The organism is Cellulosimicrobium sp. KWT-B (assembly GCF_002127155.1).
GTDB lineage: Bacteria > Actinomycetota > Actinomycetes > Actinomycetales > Cellulomonadaceae > Cellulosimicrobium > Cellulosimicrobium funkei.
Genome location: NZ_NEDO01000005.1, coordinates 175,253 through 190,075 on the forward strand (window position 1 = coordinate 175,253; position 14,823 = coordinate 190,075).

A 14,823-nucleotide genomic window follows, 5' to 3' on the forward strand; every position below is an offset into this window, starting at 1 on the left:
CGTGGATCTCGCCGTCGTCTGGTTCGTGCTCATCGCGGTCCTGTGGACCGGCTACCTCGTGCTCGAGGGCTTCGACTTCGGGGTCGGCATGCTGCTGTCGATCCTCCCGCGCGGTGACAAGGAGCACCGCGAGAAGGAGCGCCGCGTCCTCATCAACACCATCGGCCCCGTCTGGGACGGGAACGAGGTGTGGCTGCTCACCGCGGGCGGCGCGACGTTCGCCGCCTTCCCCGAGTGGTACGCGACCCTCTTCTCCGGCTTCTACCTGCCGCTCCTGCTCATCCTCGTCGCGCTCATCGTGCGCGGCGTCGCGTTCGAGTACCGCGGCAAGATCCGCGACGAGGGCTGGGCGCGCCGCTGCGACGTCGCGATCCAGGTCGGGTCGTGGGTCCCCGCCGTGCTGTGGGGCGTCGCGTTCGCCAACCTCGTGCGCGGCGTGCAGCTCGACGCCGACCACCAGTTCGTCGGCGGCTTCTTCTCGCTCCTGTCGCCGTTCGCGCTCCTCGGCGGTCTCGTCACGCTGAGCCTGTTCCTGCTGCACGGCTCGGTCTTCGTCGCGCTCAAGACCGACGGCGAGATCCGCGCCCGCGCCCGTCAGCACGCCTCGGTCTTCGGCGTGGCCGCGCTCGTGCTCGCCGGCGGCTGGGCCGTCTGGGCCCAGGTCGCGTACTCGGTGCCCTGGACGTGGGCCGCCGTCGTGCTCGCCGCGGCCGGGCTCGTGACGACGCTCCTCGCGAACCGCAAGGGCTCCGAGGGGCGCGCGTTCACGGCGTCGGCCCTGACGATCGTCGCCGCCGTCGTGCTGATCTTCGGCTCGATGTACCCCGACGTGATGCCCGCCGTCGACCCGGCGAACTCGCTGACGGTGCACAACGCGTCGTCGACCGACTACACGCTCACCGTGATGACGTGGGTCGCCGTGATCCTCACGCCGCTCGTCATCGCCTACCAGTCGTGGACGTACTGGGTGTTCCGCCGCCGCCTGTCGACGAGGGACATCCCCGCGCCCGCCGGCCTGTCGCTCAAGAAGGTCCGCGAGGCGGCGTTCGGCGGGGCGTCCTCGGGCGGCTCGACCGGCCGCGGCCTGACCGACGGCGGAGGCTCCGGCTCGTGAAGCCGCTCGACCCGCGGCTCCTGCGCCACGCGCGGGCCGCGCGAGGGTACGTCGTCCTGACGGCGGTGCTCGGGTTCGCCACGGCGGCCCTGGTCGTCGCCCAGGCCCTCGTCCTCGCGTCGGTCCTCGCGCCGGCCGTCCAGGGGACGGCCGACCTGGCCGACCTCGGGCCGCGGGTCGGGCTGCTCGCCGCCGTCGTCGCCGCGCGCGCGGGCACCTCGTGGGCGCAGGAGCGCTTCGCGCTGCGTGCCGCGACGCGGACCGTCGCCGAGCTGCGCGAGCAGGTCGTCACGCACGCCGTGGCGCTCGGCCCGCGGTGGCTGGCCTCGGGGCGCGGCCCCGAGGTCGCGACGCTCGCGACCCGCGGGCTCGACCAGCTCGAGCCCTACATGGTGCGGTACCTGCCCCAGCTCCTGCTCGCCGCCACCGTCACGCCCGCGACGCTCGCCGTCGTGCTGGGCCTGGACTGGGTCTCGGCCATGATCATCGCCGTGACCATCCCCCTCGTCCCGATCTTCATGACGCTCGTCGGGCGCCTCACCGCGGGGACGTCGGAGCGGCGCCTCGTCGTCATGCAGCGGCTCGGCGCGCAGGTGCTCGACCTGCTCGCCGGTCTGCCGACGCTCCTCGCGTTCGGTCGCGCGCGCGGCCCCGAGCGGCGCGTGCGCGCGCTCGGCGAGGCCAACCGCCGCGCGACCATGGGCACGCTGCGCGTCGCGTTCCTCTCCGGCATGGTGCTCGAGCTCCTCACGACCCTGTCCGTGGCCGTCGTGGCCGTGGGCGTGGGCCTGCGCCTCGTGCACGGCGGCATGGAGCTCGAGCCTGCGCTCGCCGTCCTCGTGCTCGCCCCCGAGGTCTACCTCCCGCTGCGCCAGGTCGGCCTGCACTTCCACGCCTCGACCGACGGCATCGCCGCGGCCGAGCAGGCGTTCGCCGTCCTCGACGAGGACGCGCCCGCGCCGGGCACCGCGCCCGCGCCCGCGCTCGCCGGGACGACGCTCGCCCTGCGCGGCGTGAGCGTGCGGGCCGGGGAGCGCGACGTGCTCGCGCCCGCCGACCTCGACCTCGAGCTCCGGCTCGCGACGTCGAGCGGCCGCGTCGTGGCCCTCACCGGGCCGAGCGGCGCGGGCAAGACGACGACGGCGATGGTCCTGCTCGGCCTCGTGCGGCCCGACCGCGGCACCGCGACCCTCACCGGGCCCGACGGCGACCGGCTCGACCTGGCCGACGTCGACCCCGAGACGTACTGGCCCCAGGTCGCGTGGCTCCCCCAGCGCCCCGTGCTCGCGCCGGGGCGGCTGCGCGACGTCGTCGCCGGCGGCCTGGACGTCACCGACGCCGACCTCGACCGCGCGGCGCGCACGGCCGGCCTCGACACGGTGCTCTCCACGCTGCCCGCGGGCTGGGACACCGAGGTCGGGCGCGGCGGCGTCGGGCTCAGCGTCGGCCAGCGCCAGCGCGTCGCGCTCGCCGCGGCGCTGCTCGGCGACCCGGCGCGCGTCCCGCTTGTCGTGCTCGACGAGCCGACCGCCCACCTGGACGCGCGCGGCGAGCAGGTCGTGCTCGACGCCGTGCGCGCGTTCCGCGACCAGGGGCGCACCGTCGTCGTGGTCGCGCACCGCGCCTCGCTCGTGCGCGCGGCGGACGACGTGGTCGCGGTCCGCTCCGCACGGCTCGACCCGTCTCCGGGGAGCCCGAGCGCCGACCCGGCCGACCCCCAGGGCAGCGCCCTGGCGGTCGGCGCCGCCTCAACGACCCCCGAGGGGAGCGTCCCGTGACCGGACCTCGTGCCCGCCTCGCCGCCGACCCGCTGTGGCGCGCGGTCGGGCTGCTCGACGTGCGCTGGCGCCGCGTCGTGTGGGCGGTCGTGCTCGGCACGCTCTCGCTCGGGAGCGCCGTCGGCCTCGCGGCCGCCGCGGCGTGGCTCATCGCGCGCGCCTCGCAGATGCCACCGGTCCTCACGCTGTCCGTCGCGGTCGTCGGCGTGCGCGCGTTCGGCATCTCGCGCGGCGTCTTCCGGTACCTGGAGCGGCTCGCGTCGCACGACGTCGCGCTGCGCGGCATGGCGTCCCTGCGCGCCAACCTCTACACCGCGCTCGCGCAGGGCTCGCCCGCCGCGCTCGTCGGGCTGCGGCGCGGCGACCTGCTCGCGCGCGTCGGCGCGGACGTCGACGCGGTCGGCGACGTGGTCGTGCGCGCGTTCGTGCCCGCCGGGGTCGCGCTCGCCGTGTCGGTGGGGTCCGTCGTGCTCGTGGGCGCCTTCCTGCCCGCGGCCGGGGTCGCGCTCGCGCTGTGCCTGCTGCTCGCCGCCGTCGTCGCGCCGTGGCTCTCCGCCCGGTCGGCGCGCGAGGTCGAGGCGCGCGGCGCCACGACGCGCGCGGCGATGACCGCCACGACGCTGGAGATCCTCGAGGAGTCCGGGCCGCTCGCCGTGTCCGGGCGTCTCAGCACGCGCCTCGACGACCTGCGCGCGACCGACCGGGCGCTGGCCCGCGTGACCGACGACGGCGCCCGCCCCGCCGGGGTCGCGGCCGGGATCGCCGCGCTCGCCGTCGGCCTCGCGGTGCTCGCGTCGCTCTTGCTCGGCATCCCGGCCGTCACCGCCGGCACGCTCGCGCCCGTCGAGCTGTCCGTCATCGTCCTCACGCCCCTCGCGGTGTTCGAGGCGGCGAACACGCTGCCCGCCGCCGCCGTCCAGCTCCACCGCTCGCGGCAGGCCGCCGCGCGCGTGGTCGGGCTCCTCGACGGGCCGGCGCCCGCGGCCGACCGCGGGCCGACCCCCGCCCCCGGCGAGACGGGCCGCGCCCCGGACCGGCGCACGTCCCTCGTGCTCGACGACGTCGCGGCCGGCTGGCCGGGCACCGGACGCACCGTCGTCGAGGGCGTGAACCTCGCGCTCTCTCCGGGCCGTGCGGTCGCCGTCGTCGGGCCGTCGGGGGTCGGCAAGACGACGCTGCTCGCGACCGCCGCCGGGCTCGTCCCGGAGCTCGCGGGGCAGGTGCTCCTCGACGGCGCCCCGACGGCCGACCTCGCGCGCGAGGACGTGGCGCACCACGTCGTGCTCGTCGCGGAGGACGGGCACGTGTTCGACACGACCGTGCTGGAGAACCTGCGCGTCGCGCGCGGCGACGTCACGACCGAGGAAGCCGAGGCCGCCCTGCGGGCCGTCGGCCTCGACCCGTGGCTCGCCGCGCTGCCCGACGGCCTGGAGACGCTGCTCGGCCCCGACGCCACCACGGTCTCGGGCGGCGAGCGCCGCCGTCTGCTCGTGGCCCGCGCGCTCCTGTCCCCCGCCCCGCTGCTGCTGCTCGACGAGCCCGCGGAGCACCTCGACGCCGCCGGCGCCGACGCGCTCGTGCGGCACCTCGTCGCGACGACGCGCGCCGCGCAGGACCGGCGCGGCGTCGTCCTCGCGACGCACCGGCTGAGCGCGCTGGAGGCGGTCGACGAGGTGCTGCTGCTCGGCGTCCCCGACGGCGCGCCGGACGGCGCCCCCGCACGCGTCGTCGCGCGCGGGACGCACGCCGAGCTGCTCGCGCTTCCCGCCTACCGCTGGGCGCTCGACCAGGAGGCCCCCGCGGTGCGGTGAGCCCGCAGGGTCAGCCCTCGCCGAGGCGCGCGAGGAACAGCGCCTCGCCGACCGCCAGGTTCTCGATCTCGCTGGGCGCGACCGACTCGTTCGGCGCGTGGATGAGGCACGCGGGCTCCTCGACGCCGAGGAGCACGATCTCCGCGTCCGGGTACTGGCCCGCGAGCACGTTGCACAGCGGGATCGAGCCGCCCTGGCCCGCGGTCACCGTCTCGCGCCCGTACGCGTCCGCGAGCGCCCCCGTGAGCGTGTCGAACACGTGCCCGCTCGTGCGGGCCGCGAACGGCTGCCCGACGGCGTCACGCTCGACCCGCACGCGCACCCCCCAGGGTGCGTGGGCCTCGAGGTGCGCGACCAGCTTGTCCTGCAGGTCCTGGGCGTCCGCGCCGGGCGGCACCCGCAGGTTGAGCCGGGCGGACGCGCGCGGCTGGATCGCGGCCGCGGAGCCGACGACGCTCGGCGCGTCGATCCCGAGGATCGTCACGACGGGCCGCGCCCACAGCCGGTCGGCGACGCTGCCGGTCCCGACGAGCCCGACCCCGTCGAGCACGCCCGCGTCGCGGCGGAACTGGTCCTCGTCGTACGCGACGCCGTCCCACGTGCCGTGCGCGACGGCGGGCGGCACGCCGTCGATGGTCGTGTCGCCGTGCTCGTCGCGTAGGCTCGCGAGGATCGCGACGAGGGCCGCGAGCGCGTCGGGCGCGGCGCCGCCGAACATGCCGGAGTGGATCTCGCCCTCGAGCGCCTCGACGTGCACGACGACGTTCGCCGCGCCGCGCAGGGTCACGGTGAGCGTCGGGAGACCGAGCTCGGCGTTGCCGGTGTCCTGCACGAGCATCGCGTCGGCCGCGAGCGCCCCGGGGTTCGCCTCGACCCACCGGTCGAGGCCGCCCGTGCCCTGCTCCTCGGAGCCCTCGACGACGAGCCGGACCCCGACGGGGAGGTCGTCGCCACCGAGGGCGCGCAGGGCCCGCAGCGCGGTCAGGTGCGTGACGACGTTCCCCTTGCAGTCCGCGGCACCGCGCCCGTAGAGGCGACCGTCGCGCTCGGTGAGCTCGAAGGGCGGGCTGGTCCACGCGGCGTCGTCGAGGGGCGGCTGGACGTCGTAGTGCGCGTAGAGCAGGACGGTGGGCGCGCCGTCGGGCCCGGGGCGGTGGCCCAGGACGACCTGCGACCCGTCGGGCGTGACCTCCAGGCGCGTGTCGATCCCCTCCGCGCGGAACGCGTCGGCCACCCACCGCGCGGCGCGCTCGCACTCGGCGCGGGGGTAGAGGCGCTCGTCGGCGACGGACGGGATGGCGACGAGCGTGCGCAGGTCGTCGAGCGCGCGCGGCAGGAGGCCCTGGACGGCGGCACGCACCTCCTCGACGTGCCCGGTGGCGTCGGGTCGTGCTCCGGTGCTCGGCTGGCTCACGCGTCCTCCTCGGTCGTGGTTCCGGTGGTGGCGTCGGTGCCCTCGCCGCCCTGCTCGGTGGTGCGGCCGGGGTCGAGGTCGAGCGAGTCCACGTACGCGTCGAACGCGGCGAGCTGGTCGGGGCAGTAGACCTCGATGACGAGCCGGTCGCCGGCGAGGCGGCGCTCGTCGAGCACGGAGGGCCGCAGGCCCGGGCCGGCGGCCCCGTTCGCCGCGCCGAGGTCGGCCGTCGCCTCGACGAGGGCGGCCGGGTCGGCGCAGAAGCCGCCGCCGTCGTCGCCGAGGACGTCGGCGATCGTCTCCTCGCTGAAGGCGGTGATCCCGATCGCGGCGAACTGCTCGTGCAGCTCGGCCGCCTTCTGCTCGGCCTCGCGCGCGTCGCGGTTGGACCGCACGTCGTCGAACACGATCAGCATGACGGCGCCGAGGGCGACCATGAGCAGCGCGGCGGCGGTGTACGTGACCCACCGCTTCGACGAGACCGGCTCGGGCTCGTGCTCGGGGACGTGGGAGGGACGGGTCGTGGTCATGCCGCGTCGCCCTCCCCCGCCTCGTCCGCCGCCGCGAGCGCCGCCGCCTCGGGGTCCTTCCAGGACGGCTTGCGCAGCAGGTAGAAGAGCGCCGGGACGAGGATGCCGATGATCCCGAGGCCGCCACCGACGATCAGCACGTAGACGCCCACGTTCCCGCTGGAGAACTGCGCGGGCGGCACGAACCCGATGATCATCGCGGCCACCGAGGCGCAGAACCCGACGACGCACAGGAGCGTCAGCGCGGGCGCGCGGTAGCCGCGCGGGTGGTCGGGTGCCCGACGGCGCAGCCGCACCGCCGCGACGAACAGCAGCAGGTACATGACGAGGTACACCTGCGTCGTGATGACGGACAGGATCCAGTAGGCGCTCGAGACGTCGGGGATGAAGGCGTACAGGAGCGCGATGCCGGTCGTGATGACGCCCTGCGTGACGAGGATGTTCTGCTGCACGCCGTGCTTGTTGAGCCGCTGCAGGAACGGCGGCAGGTAGCCCTCCTCGCGCGCGACCGTGAGCAGGCCCTTGGACGGCCCGGCGAGCCACGTGAGCATGCCGCCGAGCGACGCCGCGATGAGCATGAGGCCGAGGATCGGCGTCAGCCAGCTCACGCCGAAGTTGGCGAAGAACGCGTCGAACGCCTGCATCACCCCGGCGGTCAGGCTGAGCTGGTCGGCCGGGATCACCCAGCTGATCGCGACGGCCGGGAGGATGAAGATCACGAGGACGAGCCCGATCGCGAGGAACATCGACCGCGGGAACTCCGTCGCCGGCCTGCGCAGGCTCGTCACGTGCACCGCGTTCATCTCCATGCCCGCGTACGACAGGAAGTTGTTGACGATGAGCACCAGCGACGCGAGCCCGGTCCAGGCCGGCAGCAGGTGCTGCGCGTCCATCGGCGCGGCCGACGGGTTGCCCTGGGCCAGGAAGACGATGCCGAGCACGACGAGGATCGCGGCCGGGACGAGCGTCCCGATGACGAGGCCCCAGCTCGACAGGCCCGCGACCGTCTTGGTGCCCTGCGAGGAGAGCCACACGCCCGTCCAGAAGAGCACGACGATGACGATCGCGACGTAGAGCCCGTTGCTCGCGAGGCTCGGGTTGATGACGTAGGCGAACGTGCTCGCGACGTACCCGAGCAGGCTCGGGTAGTAGAAGATCGTCATCGCGAACTGGCACCAGATCGCGAGGAACCCGAGCGGCTTCGACACGCCGTCCGCGACCCAGCGGTACACGCCGCCGGACCACCCCGACGCGAGCTCGGCCGACACGAGCGACGTCGGGAGCAGGAACACGAGCGCCGGGACCACGTAGAGGAACACGGCCGCGAGGCCGTAGACCGCCATGGTCGGCGCGGCGCGCAGGCTCGCGACCGACGACGTGATCATGAACGCGAGCGTGAGCCACGTGATGTAGTTCTTCGGTGTCCGTGCCGTGATCGCCGCGCGCACCTCAGCGTGCGTCGGCGCGCCCGTGGACGAGCCCATCCCCACCCCCGAAGCCGTGACCCCGCCGGGGCCGACCGGGACGGCGCGCGGACGGCGCGTCGTCGGAACACCGCGAACATATCGCCGCGACGCAGGTCGCGCCTGGGGAGTCGTCCGGGGCTCGGGCAGGTCGCGGACCGGGCGCCGCACCGGCGCGGGGTCGGCGCCGGGCCTGCTCAGAGGTGGCGCGAGGGCGGCTCGGCGGCGGCTCGGTGGCGGCTCGGTGGCGGCTCGGACGCGGTGATACGTTCGCGAGGCGGCCCGTCCCGCGCAGCGCGAGGGCCGTGACGACACCACGGACGACCCTCAGGAGCAGCGGTGAAGATCCTCGTGCCCGGCACCATCGCCCTCGACGTGCACGCGGGCCCGGACGACGAGGTCGTCGTGTACGACGCCGCGGCCCCGTTCCGCTCCGAGGACGCCGACGCCGAGGTGCTCGTGGTGTGGGGCGGCTCCGCGGAGAACCTCGGCGACGCCGCGACGCGCCTCCCGCGCCTGCGCTGGGTCCAGACGCTCGCCGCGGGCCCCGACGCCGTGCTCGCCGCCGGGTTCGCGCCGGACGTGACGATCACCTCGGGCCGGTCCCTGCACGACGGCCCCGTCGCCGAGCACGCGCTCGCGCTGGTCCTCGCCGTCGTGCGCCGGCTCGACGTGCTCGGGGCGGCGCAGCGCGAGCACCGGTGGGACACCGCGGTGAACCAGGCGCAGGCGGACCCGGCGACGGCCGCGCGCTACACGCTCGACGGCGCACGCGTGACCGTGTGGGGCTTCGGCTCGATCGCCGCCCGGCTCGCGCCGCTGCTCGCGGCGCTCGGCGCCGACGTGACGGGCGTCGCGAGTAGCCGCGGCGAGCGGCACGGCTTCCCCGTCGTGACCGACGACGACCTCCCCGACGTGCTCGCCTCGACCGACGTGCTCGTCTCGCTCCTGCCCGCCCTCGACACGACGCGGCACGCGTTCGACGCCGCGCGGATCGACCAGCTCCCCGACCACGCGGTCTTCGTCAACGTCGGCCGCGGCGCCACGGTCGACGAGGACGCGCTCGTCGCCGCGCTGCACGACGGGCGCCTCGGCGGCGCCGCGCTCGACGTCACCGGGTCCGAGCCCCTGCCCGCCGAGTCACCCCTGTGGGACGCGCCGCGCTTGGTCCTCACGCCGCACGTCGCGGGCAACCGGCCCCAGCGCGCGTCCGAGCTCGTCAACGCCAACCTCGACGCGCTCCGCGCGGGCCGCGAGCTCCGCAACGTCGTCCCCCGCTGAGGGGGCGCTCCCGGGGTCTACCAGCGGCCGTTGCGGGGGCGCGGCTGGCACCGCGGGCACGTGTACGACGAGCGGTTCATGAACTCGTCGCGCCGGACGGGCGTGCCGCACCGGGGGCACGGCTCGCCCTCCTGCCCGTACACGGCGAGCGACCGCGAGAAGTAGCCGGACTGCCCGTTCACGTTGACGTACAGCGCATCGAAGCTCGTGCCACCCTGCGCGAGGGCCTCGGTCATGACCTCGGCCGCCGCGTCGAGCAGGCGGTGCGCCTCGGGACGGCGCAGCGTGTCCGTCGCGCGGGCGTAGTGCAGCCGGGCGCGCCACAGCGCCTCGTCCGCGTAGATGTTGCCGACCCCGGACACGACGGTCTGGTCGAGCAGCGCGCGCTTGACGCCCGTCCGACGACGCCGGATCGCGTCCACCACGTCGTCGCGCCGCAGCGACGGGTCGAGCAGGTCCCGGCCGATGTGCGCGACCGGCGCCGGGACCGCGGCGAGGTCGGAGCCGAGGCCGCCGGGGGCGCCGTCGGGCGTCGGGACGAGGTCCTGGACGGACAGGTGCCCGAACGTGCGCTGGTCGACGAAGTCGAGCGCCTGCGCACCGTACGCGGTGCGGTCGTCGTGCTCGAGCACCACGCGCACCCGCAGGTGCGGCGAGCGGTCGGCGAGCGCGACGCCGGAGCGGACGAGGAGCTGTCCCGACATCCCGAGGTGGGCCAGCAGGGCGGCGGCGGGGCCGTCGTCGGACCCGGTGGCGGGCTCGAGCGGGAGCCAGAGGAACTTGCCGCGGCGCACCGCGGCGCCGAGCCGCTGACCGAGCAGCTCGTCGCGGAAGCCCGCCGGCCCGCCCTCGTGGCGCCGCACGCTGTAGTCGCGCAGCACCTCCACGTCGACGACGCGGGCACCCACGACGTGGCGGGCGAGACCGTCACGGACGGTCTCGACCTCCGGCAGCTCAGGCACCGGCGTCCTCGGCGGCGACCGGCGAGGCCGCGGACGCCGCCTCGCGCTCGGCCTGCTCCGCCGCGAGCGCGCGGTACGCGCGCTCCGCGGCCTCCTGCTCGGCGTACTTCTTCGCCGTCCCGCTGCCCGTGCCGTAGAGGCGGCCGTCGAGGTGCACGTACGACGTGAAGACCCGCGCGTGGTCCGGCCCGACGGCGTCGCTCGAGTACGACGGCGCGCTCAGCCCGGCCGCGGCCGCGGCCTCCTGGAGCGACGTCTTCCAGTCGAGCCCGGCGCCCAGACCCGCCGCCGCCGACAGCGTCGGCTCGACGAGCCCGAGCACGAGCCCGCGGGCCGGCTCCAGGCCGTGGCTCAGGTAGACCGCGCCGATGATCGCCTCGACCGTGTCGGAGAGGATCGAGTCCTTGTCGTTGCCGCGCGTGCGGATCTCGCCCTTGCCGAGCAGCACGTACTGCCCCAGGCCGAGCCGGCGCGCGATCGCGGCGAGCGACTTCTGCGAGACGGTCGCGGCCCGCATCTTGGCGAGCTCGCCCTCGGACAGGTCGGGGTGGCGGCGGTAGAGGGTCTCCGTGACGACGAGCCCCAGGACGGTGTCACCGAGGAACTCGAGACGCTCGTTCGTGGGGATGCCGCCGTTCTCGTGCGCGAACGACCGGTGCGTGAGCGCAAGCACGAGAAGCTCGGGGTCCAGATGGACCCCGAGCTTCTCGAGAAGACCGGATGCCGGTGCAGCCGGTGCCACGCGCCTCAGCCTGCGTGCTCGGTGCGCAGCGCCTCGGCGTACTGGCGGCCCTTGTAGGTACCGCACGTCGGGCACGCCGCGTGCGACAGCTTGTCGCCCTTGCACTGCGGGCAGGTGGTGAGGTTCGCGGCGGTCGTCTTCCACTGCGAACGACGCGCACGGGTGTTGCTGCGCGACATCTTGCGCTTCGGAACAGCCACGGCTAGCTCTCTTTCGTCTCGTCGGACACGTTCGAGGTGTCGAACATGCTCTCCAGCGCCGACCACCGAGGGTCGACAAGTTCGTGGGTGTGGCCCGGGTCGTCCGCCAGGCGCGCACCGCACTCGGAGCACAGCCCCGGGCAGTCCGCTCGGCACACCGGACTGAATGGTAGTGCAGTGACGACCGAATCCCGTAGCGCGGGCTCGATGTCCGCGAGGTCGCCGTCCAGCTCGTAGACGTCCTCGGCGTCCTCCAGGTCGTCACCCGACTCCTCGGCGGCCTTCGCGCGCTCCGGGTAGGCGAACAGCTCGCCGAGCTCGACCGAGACGTCCTCGTGCACCGTGTCGAGGCAGCGCACGCACTCCCCGAACGCGCGCCCCGTCACCGTCCCGGAGACGAGCACACCCTCCATGACGGCCTCGAGACGCAGGTCGAGCTCGAGCTCGCTGCCCTCGGGGATGCCGATGACGGCGGTCCCGAGGTCGGCCGGCGCGGGGACGGTCCGGCGGACCGTCAGCATGCTCCCGGGTCGCCGACCGAGCTCGTGCGTGTCGAGCACGAGCGGCGACGTCTTCTCGGCGGTGATGGTGCGCTCCAGGATCGGAGCCCGCAGGCGTGGGTGCCCGCGGACGGTGGTCAACGATGGTCGGGGGCCGGCGACCGCTCGACGGCGGCTGCCAGGCACGGGTCGACGCGTGACGCGACGAGCCAAACATCGATCTTACGTCACCGGACGCCGTGGTCGCCACCTTCGCGGTGGCGACCGCGACGGTCGTCGGGCCCGGCGACCGGCACGCTCGTCAGCGGGCCGCGCGCTCCCCGCCGCGCTCGCGCATCGTCGCCGGGAACGGCGACTCGTCGGCGTCGCCGAAGCGGTCGCCGAGCCGGTCCGCGAGCTTCGCGCGGCCGGCCTGGACCTGCGCGAGGAGCTTGCCGAGGTCCACCTCGAAGTCCGCGAGCCGCCGGTCGCAGTAGTCGTCGGCGTCGCGCCGCAGCACGGCCGCCGCCTCCTGCGCCTCGTCGACGATGTCGCGGGCGCGCGCCTCCGCCTGGACCACCACCTGCTCCGTCTGCACGAGCTCGATCGCCCGGGCGCGCGCCGTCGTGAGGATCTCCTCCGCCTGCCGGTGCGCGTCCTCGAGCACGGCGTCCGCCTGCGCGAGCACCTCGTCCGCGTGCGCGAGCTGCTCCGGCAGCGCGCCCCGCAGCTCGTCCAGGAGCGCGAGGGCGTCGCCCTTGTGCACCAGCACCGACGCGGACATCGGCATCGTGCGCGCCGACTCGACGAGGTGCGTGAGGTCGTCGAGGATCGCGTTCAACCCGACCTGCGCCTCCTCGCCCGCGCGGTCCTCGTGCGTCGGCCGTCGGTCCTGCTGCTCGCTCACGTACCCGGTCCTTCCCGTCGTGCTCACCTGCTGGTCCCCTGCGTTCGTGCCAGCGCCGCCCGGACGGCGTCGCCCACCCCCGGCGGGACGAGGTCGTCCACCGGTCCCCCGTACCGCGCGATGTCCTTCACGAGCGACGACGCGACGTGCAGGAGCGCCGCGTCGCCCGCGACGAACACCGTCTCGACCTCCGCGAGGTGCCGGTTCATGAGCGCCATCGGCAGCTCCGCGTCGAAGTCGGCACCGCCGCGCAGGCCCTTGACCACCGCCGTCGCACCGACGTCGCGGCAGAAGTCGACGAGCAGCCCCGGCACGACCTCGACCCGGACGCCGTCCAGCCCCGCGTCCCGCACCGCGGACCGCGCGAGGTCCACACGCTCGTCGACGCTCAGGAGCGCCGACTTCGACGCGTTCCGCGCGACGCCGACGACGACCTCGTCGAAGAGGGCGCGCGCACGGCGGACGATGTCGAGGTGGCCCAGGGTGATCGGGTCGAACGACCCGGGACAGACGGCTGTGGTCACCTCGTCACGGTAGTACACGGGGGCCGCCGGACCCGGGCGGCGCGGCCGGGCGCGCGCCGACCGGCGTCGGGCGCGACGATGGTCGACGTGACCTCCCCCGCCGTCGTCCCGCTCACCGACCCCGCGCTGCTGCGCTCGCTGCACCGCGACGTCCTCGTGCCGTCGTTCCCCCCGGCCGAGCTCGTCGACGAGCAGGAGCTGCTCGACGCCCACGCGAGCGGGCGGCTGCGCAGCCTCGGCGTGGTCGAGGAGGGCCGCGTCGTCGCCGGCGTCGTCGGCGAGTGGTTCGCCGACGCGCGCGTCCTCCTCGTGCTCTACCTCGCGATCGCCCCCGGACGCCGCGGCGGCGGCGTGGGCCGCCGTCTCGTCACCACGGCGCTCGACGACTGGCGCTCGCTCGACCCGCTCGTCGTCGTGGGCGAGGTCGAGCACCCCGCGCACCACACCGGCAGCGAGGCCCACGGCGACCCCGTCGCGCGGCTCCGGTTCTACGCGCGCCTCGGGGCGCGCGTCCTGGCGCTCCCCTACTTCCAGCCCGGCGACGGCCCGGGCGGCGAGCGCGTGCCCGCGCTCCTCCTCGTGTCGTTCCCCCTCGGGCCGCACGCCGCCGAGGACGACGTCCCGGCCGCGCCGCTGCGCGCCTTCCTCGCGGAGAACCTCCGCGAGAGCGAGGGCACGCTCGCCGACGACGCCGCGACCCGCCGCCTGCTCGACGCCGCGGGCGGGGACCGCGTGCGCCTCGTCGACCCGGACGACCCCGCCGCCCTCGCGACCGTGCCCGTCGGCACCCTCATCCCGGCCGAGACCCGAGCCCCGACGGCCTGAGCCCTCCGGCCTCGCGGACGCCCCCACTACCAGGCAGCCCCGGCAGGCCGAGCAGGCGGTCTGGGTGCGTCAACCGACCCGGACGAGCCAGAACCACCTGGTCGACGGGAACGTGGGGCCGGACACGGGTGGGCGGCGGGCTATGCGTCGTCGGGGAGCTCCGGGCCGACGAAGAACACCGCGGTCTCGCCGTAGTCCTTGTGCGCGACGAGCTCCCAGCCGGCGGGCCACGTCGGCTCGGGCGTGCGCGTCGAGCGCTCGACGACGACGACGGCGGCCGGGTCCAGCACGCCGGGCACGGCGAGGTGCGCGAGGACGCGCTCGAGCGCCTCGGCCGTCACGTCGTAGGGCGGGTCCACGAGCACGAGGTGGAAGGGGCCGTGGCCCGCACGGCCCGGGGACGACGCACCGGCCGCTCCGGCCGCGTCCCCGGCCGCCGACCGCTGCGCCGCGGCCGCCGCCACGCCGGCGACGAACGCCTCGGCCGGCTGCGCGACGACGTGCACGTTCGACAGGCCGAGGGCGGCGACGTTGCGTCGTGCGACGTCGGCCGCGACCCGCGCGGAGTCGACGAGCGTGACGTCGGCCGCGCCGCGGCTCGCCGCCTCGAGGCCGAGCGCGCCGGAGCCCGCGTAGAGGTCGAGGACGTGCGCGTCGTCGACGACGCCGAGGTGCTCGAGCCGGGAGAAGATCGCCTCCCGCACGCGCTCGCTCGTCGGTCGCGTGCCGCGGGGCGGGACCTGCAGCGTGCGCCCACCGACTGTTCCCGCCACGATCCTCGTCACGCGCCCAC

At 75.5% G+C, this 14,823-nt stretch carries 15 protein-coding genes; 5 read left to right on the top strand and 10 right to left on the bottom strand.

Going from position 1 to position 14,823, the window contains the following annotated elements; all coding sequences use genetic code 11:
* Position 1 precedes the first annotated feature (1 nt).
* Genes cydB through cydC form a run of 3 tightly spaced genes read left to right on the top strand, consistent with a single transcriptional unit; the run spans position 2 to position 4,703 of the window.
* The gene (gene cydB / locus B9L22_RS16215) at positions 2–1,114 is read left to right on the top strand and encodes a cytochrome d ubiquinol oxidase subunit II (RefSeq protein WP_086151152.1); all 1,113 of its coding nucleotides are present in this window, start codon (positions 2–4) and stop codon (positions 1,112–1,114) included.
* Positions 1,111–2,892 (top strand): thiol reductant ABC exporter subunit CydD, encoded by a 1,782-nt coding sequence (gene cydD, locus B9L22_RS16220; protein WP_086151153.1) that lies wholly within the window; start codon positions 1,111–1,113, stop codon positions 2,890–2,892. The genes cydB and cydD overlap by 4 nt, the downstream gene beginning before the upstream one ends.
* Entirely contained in the window at positions 2,889–4,703 is a 1,815-nt protein-coding gene (cydC, locus tag B9L22_RS16225) for a thiol reductant ABC exporter subunit CydC (protein WP_086151154.1), read from the top strand. Before cydD ends, cydC begins: the two co-directional genes overlap by 4 nt.
* A 10-nt stretch (positions 4,704–4,713) precedes the next feature.
* Here cydC and B9L22_RS16230 read toward each other — a convergent pair whose 3' ends face one another.
* Genes B9L22_RS16230 through B9L22_RS16240 form a run of 3 tightly spaced genes read right to left on the bottom strand, consistent with a single transcriptional unit; the run spans position 4,714 to position 8,131 of the window.
* Positions 4,714–6,117 (bottom strand): dipeptidase, encoded by a 1,404-nt coding sequence (locus tag B9L22_RS16230; RefSeq protein WP_086151155.1) that lies wholly within the window; start codon positions 6,115–6,117, stop codon positions 4,714–4,716.
* Positions 6,114–6,647 carry a hypothetical protein gene (locus B9L22_RS16235; RefSeq protein ID WP_086151156.1) on the bottom strand — a complete coding sequence of 178 codons (534 nt, stop codon included), beginning with the start codon at positions 6,645–6,647 and terminating at the stop codon, positions 6,114–6,116. The genes B9L22_RS16230 and B9L22_RS16235 overlap by 4 nt, the downstream gene beginning before the upstream one ends.
* Entirely contained in the window at positions 6,644–8,131 is a 1,488-nt protein-coding gene (locus B9L22_RS16240) for an APC family permease (protein ID WP_086151157.1), read from the bottom strand. Before B9L22_RS16240 ends, B9L22_RS16235 begins: the two co-directional genes overlap by 4 nt.
* Before the next feature lie 318 nt (positions 8,132–8,449).
* On the opposite strand from B9L22_RS16240, the gene B9L22_RS16245 reads away from it, so the two are divergent.
* Positions 8,450–9,391, top strand: a complete 942-nt coding sequence (locus B9L22_RS16245; protein ID WP_086151158.1) for an NAD(P)-dependent oxidoreductase — start codon at positions 8,450–8,452, stop codon at positions 9,389–9,391.
* A 17-nt stretch (positions 9,392–9,408) separates the two neighbouring features.
* Here the strand turns inward: B9L22_RS16245 and mutM are convergent, their stop codons facing one another.
* The 6 genes from mutM to coaD all read right to left on the bottom strand — a co-directional run bounded on the left by mutM (position 9,409) and on the right by coaD (position 13,205).
* On the bottom strand, positions 9,409–10,353 hold the full coding sequence (gene mutM, locus B9L22_RS16250) for a bifunctional DNA-formamidopyrimidine glycosylase/DNA-(apurinic or apyrimidinic site) lyase (RefSeq protein WP_086151159.1): 945 nt from the start codon (positions 10,351–10,353) through the stop codon (positions 9,409–9,411).
* Positions 10,346–11,095 carry a ribonuclease III gene (rnc, locus tag B9L22_RS16255; protein WP_051028283.1) on the bottom strand — a complete coding sequence of 250 codons (750 nt, stop codon included), beginning with the start codon at positions 11,093–11,095 and terminating at the stop codon, positions 10,346–10,348. Before rnc ends, mutM begins: the two co-directional genes overlap by 8 nt.
* A 5-nt stretch (positions 11,096–11,100) precedes the next feature.
* Entirely contained in the window at positions 11,101–11,295 is a 195-nt protein-coding gene (gene rpmF / locus B9L22_RS16260; protein WP_021482203.1) for a 50S ribosomal protein L32, read from the bottom strand.
* Positions 11,296–11,297: 2 nt separating this feature from the next.
* Positions 11,298–11,816, bottom strand: a complete 519-nt coding sequence (locus tag B9L22_RS16265; protein ID WP_198947330.1) for a YceD family protein — start codon at positions 11,814–11,816, stop codon at positions 11,298–11,300.
* A 280-nt stretch (positions 11,817–12,096) separates the two neighbouring features.
* The gene (locus B9L22_RS16270; RefSeq protein ID WP_233140195.1) at positions 12,097–12,681 is read right to left on the bottom strand and encodes a hypothetical protein; all 585 of its coding nucleotides are present in this window, start codon (positions 12,679–12,681) and stop codon (positions 12,097–12,099) included.
* Between the two features lie 23 nt (positions 12,682–12,704).
* Positions 12,705–13,205 (bottom strand): pantetheine-phosphate adenylyltransferase, encoded by a 501-nt coding sequence (gene coaD / locus B9L22_RS16275; RefSeq protein ID WP_086151247.1) that lies wholly within the window; start codon positions 13,203–13,205, stop codon positions 12,705–12,707.
* Positions 13,206–13,292: 87 nt separating this feature from the next.
* Here coaD and B9L22_RS16280 point away from each other — a divergent pair, with 87 nt between their 5' ends.
* Positions 13,293–14,030 carry a GNAT family N-acetyltransferase gene (locus B9L22_RS16280; protein ID WP_158097224.1) on the top strand — a complete coding sequence of 246 codons (738 nt, stop codon included), beginning with the start codon at positions 13,293–13,295 and terminating at the stop codon, positions 14,028–14,030.
* Positions 14,031–14,170: 140 nt separating this feature from the next.
* Here the strand turns inward: B9L22_RS16280 and rsmD are convergent, their stop codons facing one another.
* The gene (rsmD, locus tag B9L22_RS16285; protein ID WP_086151161.1) at positions 14,171–14,815 is read right to left on the bottom strand and encodes a 16S rRNA (guanine(966)-N(2))-methyltransferase RsmD; all 645 of its coding nucleotides are present in this window, start codon (positions 14,813–14,815) and stop codon (positions 14,171–14,173) included.
* Positions 14,816–14,823 lie beyond the last annotated feature (8 nt).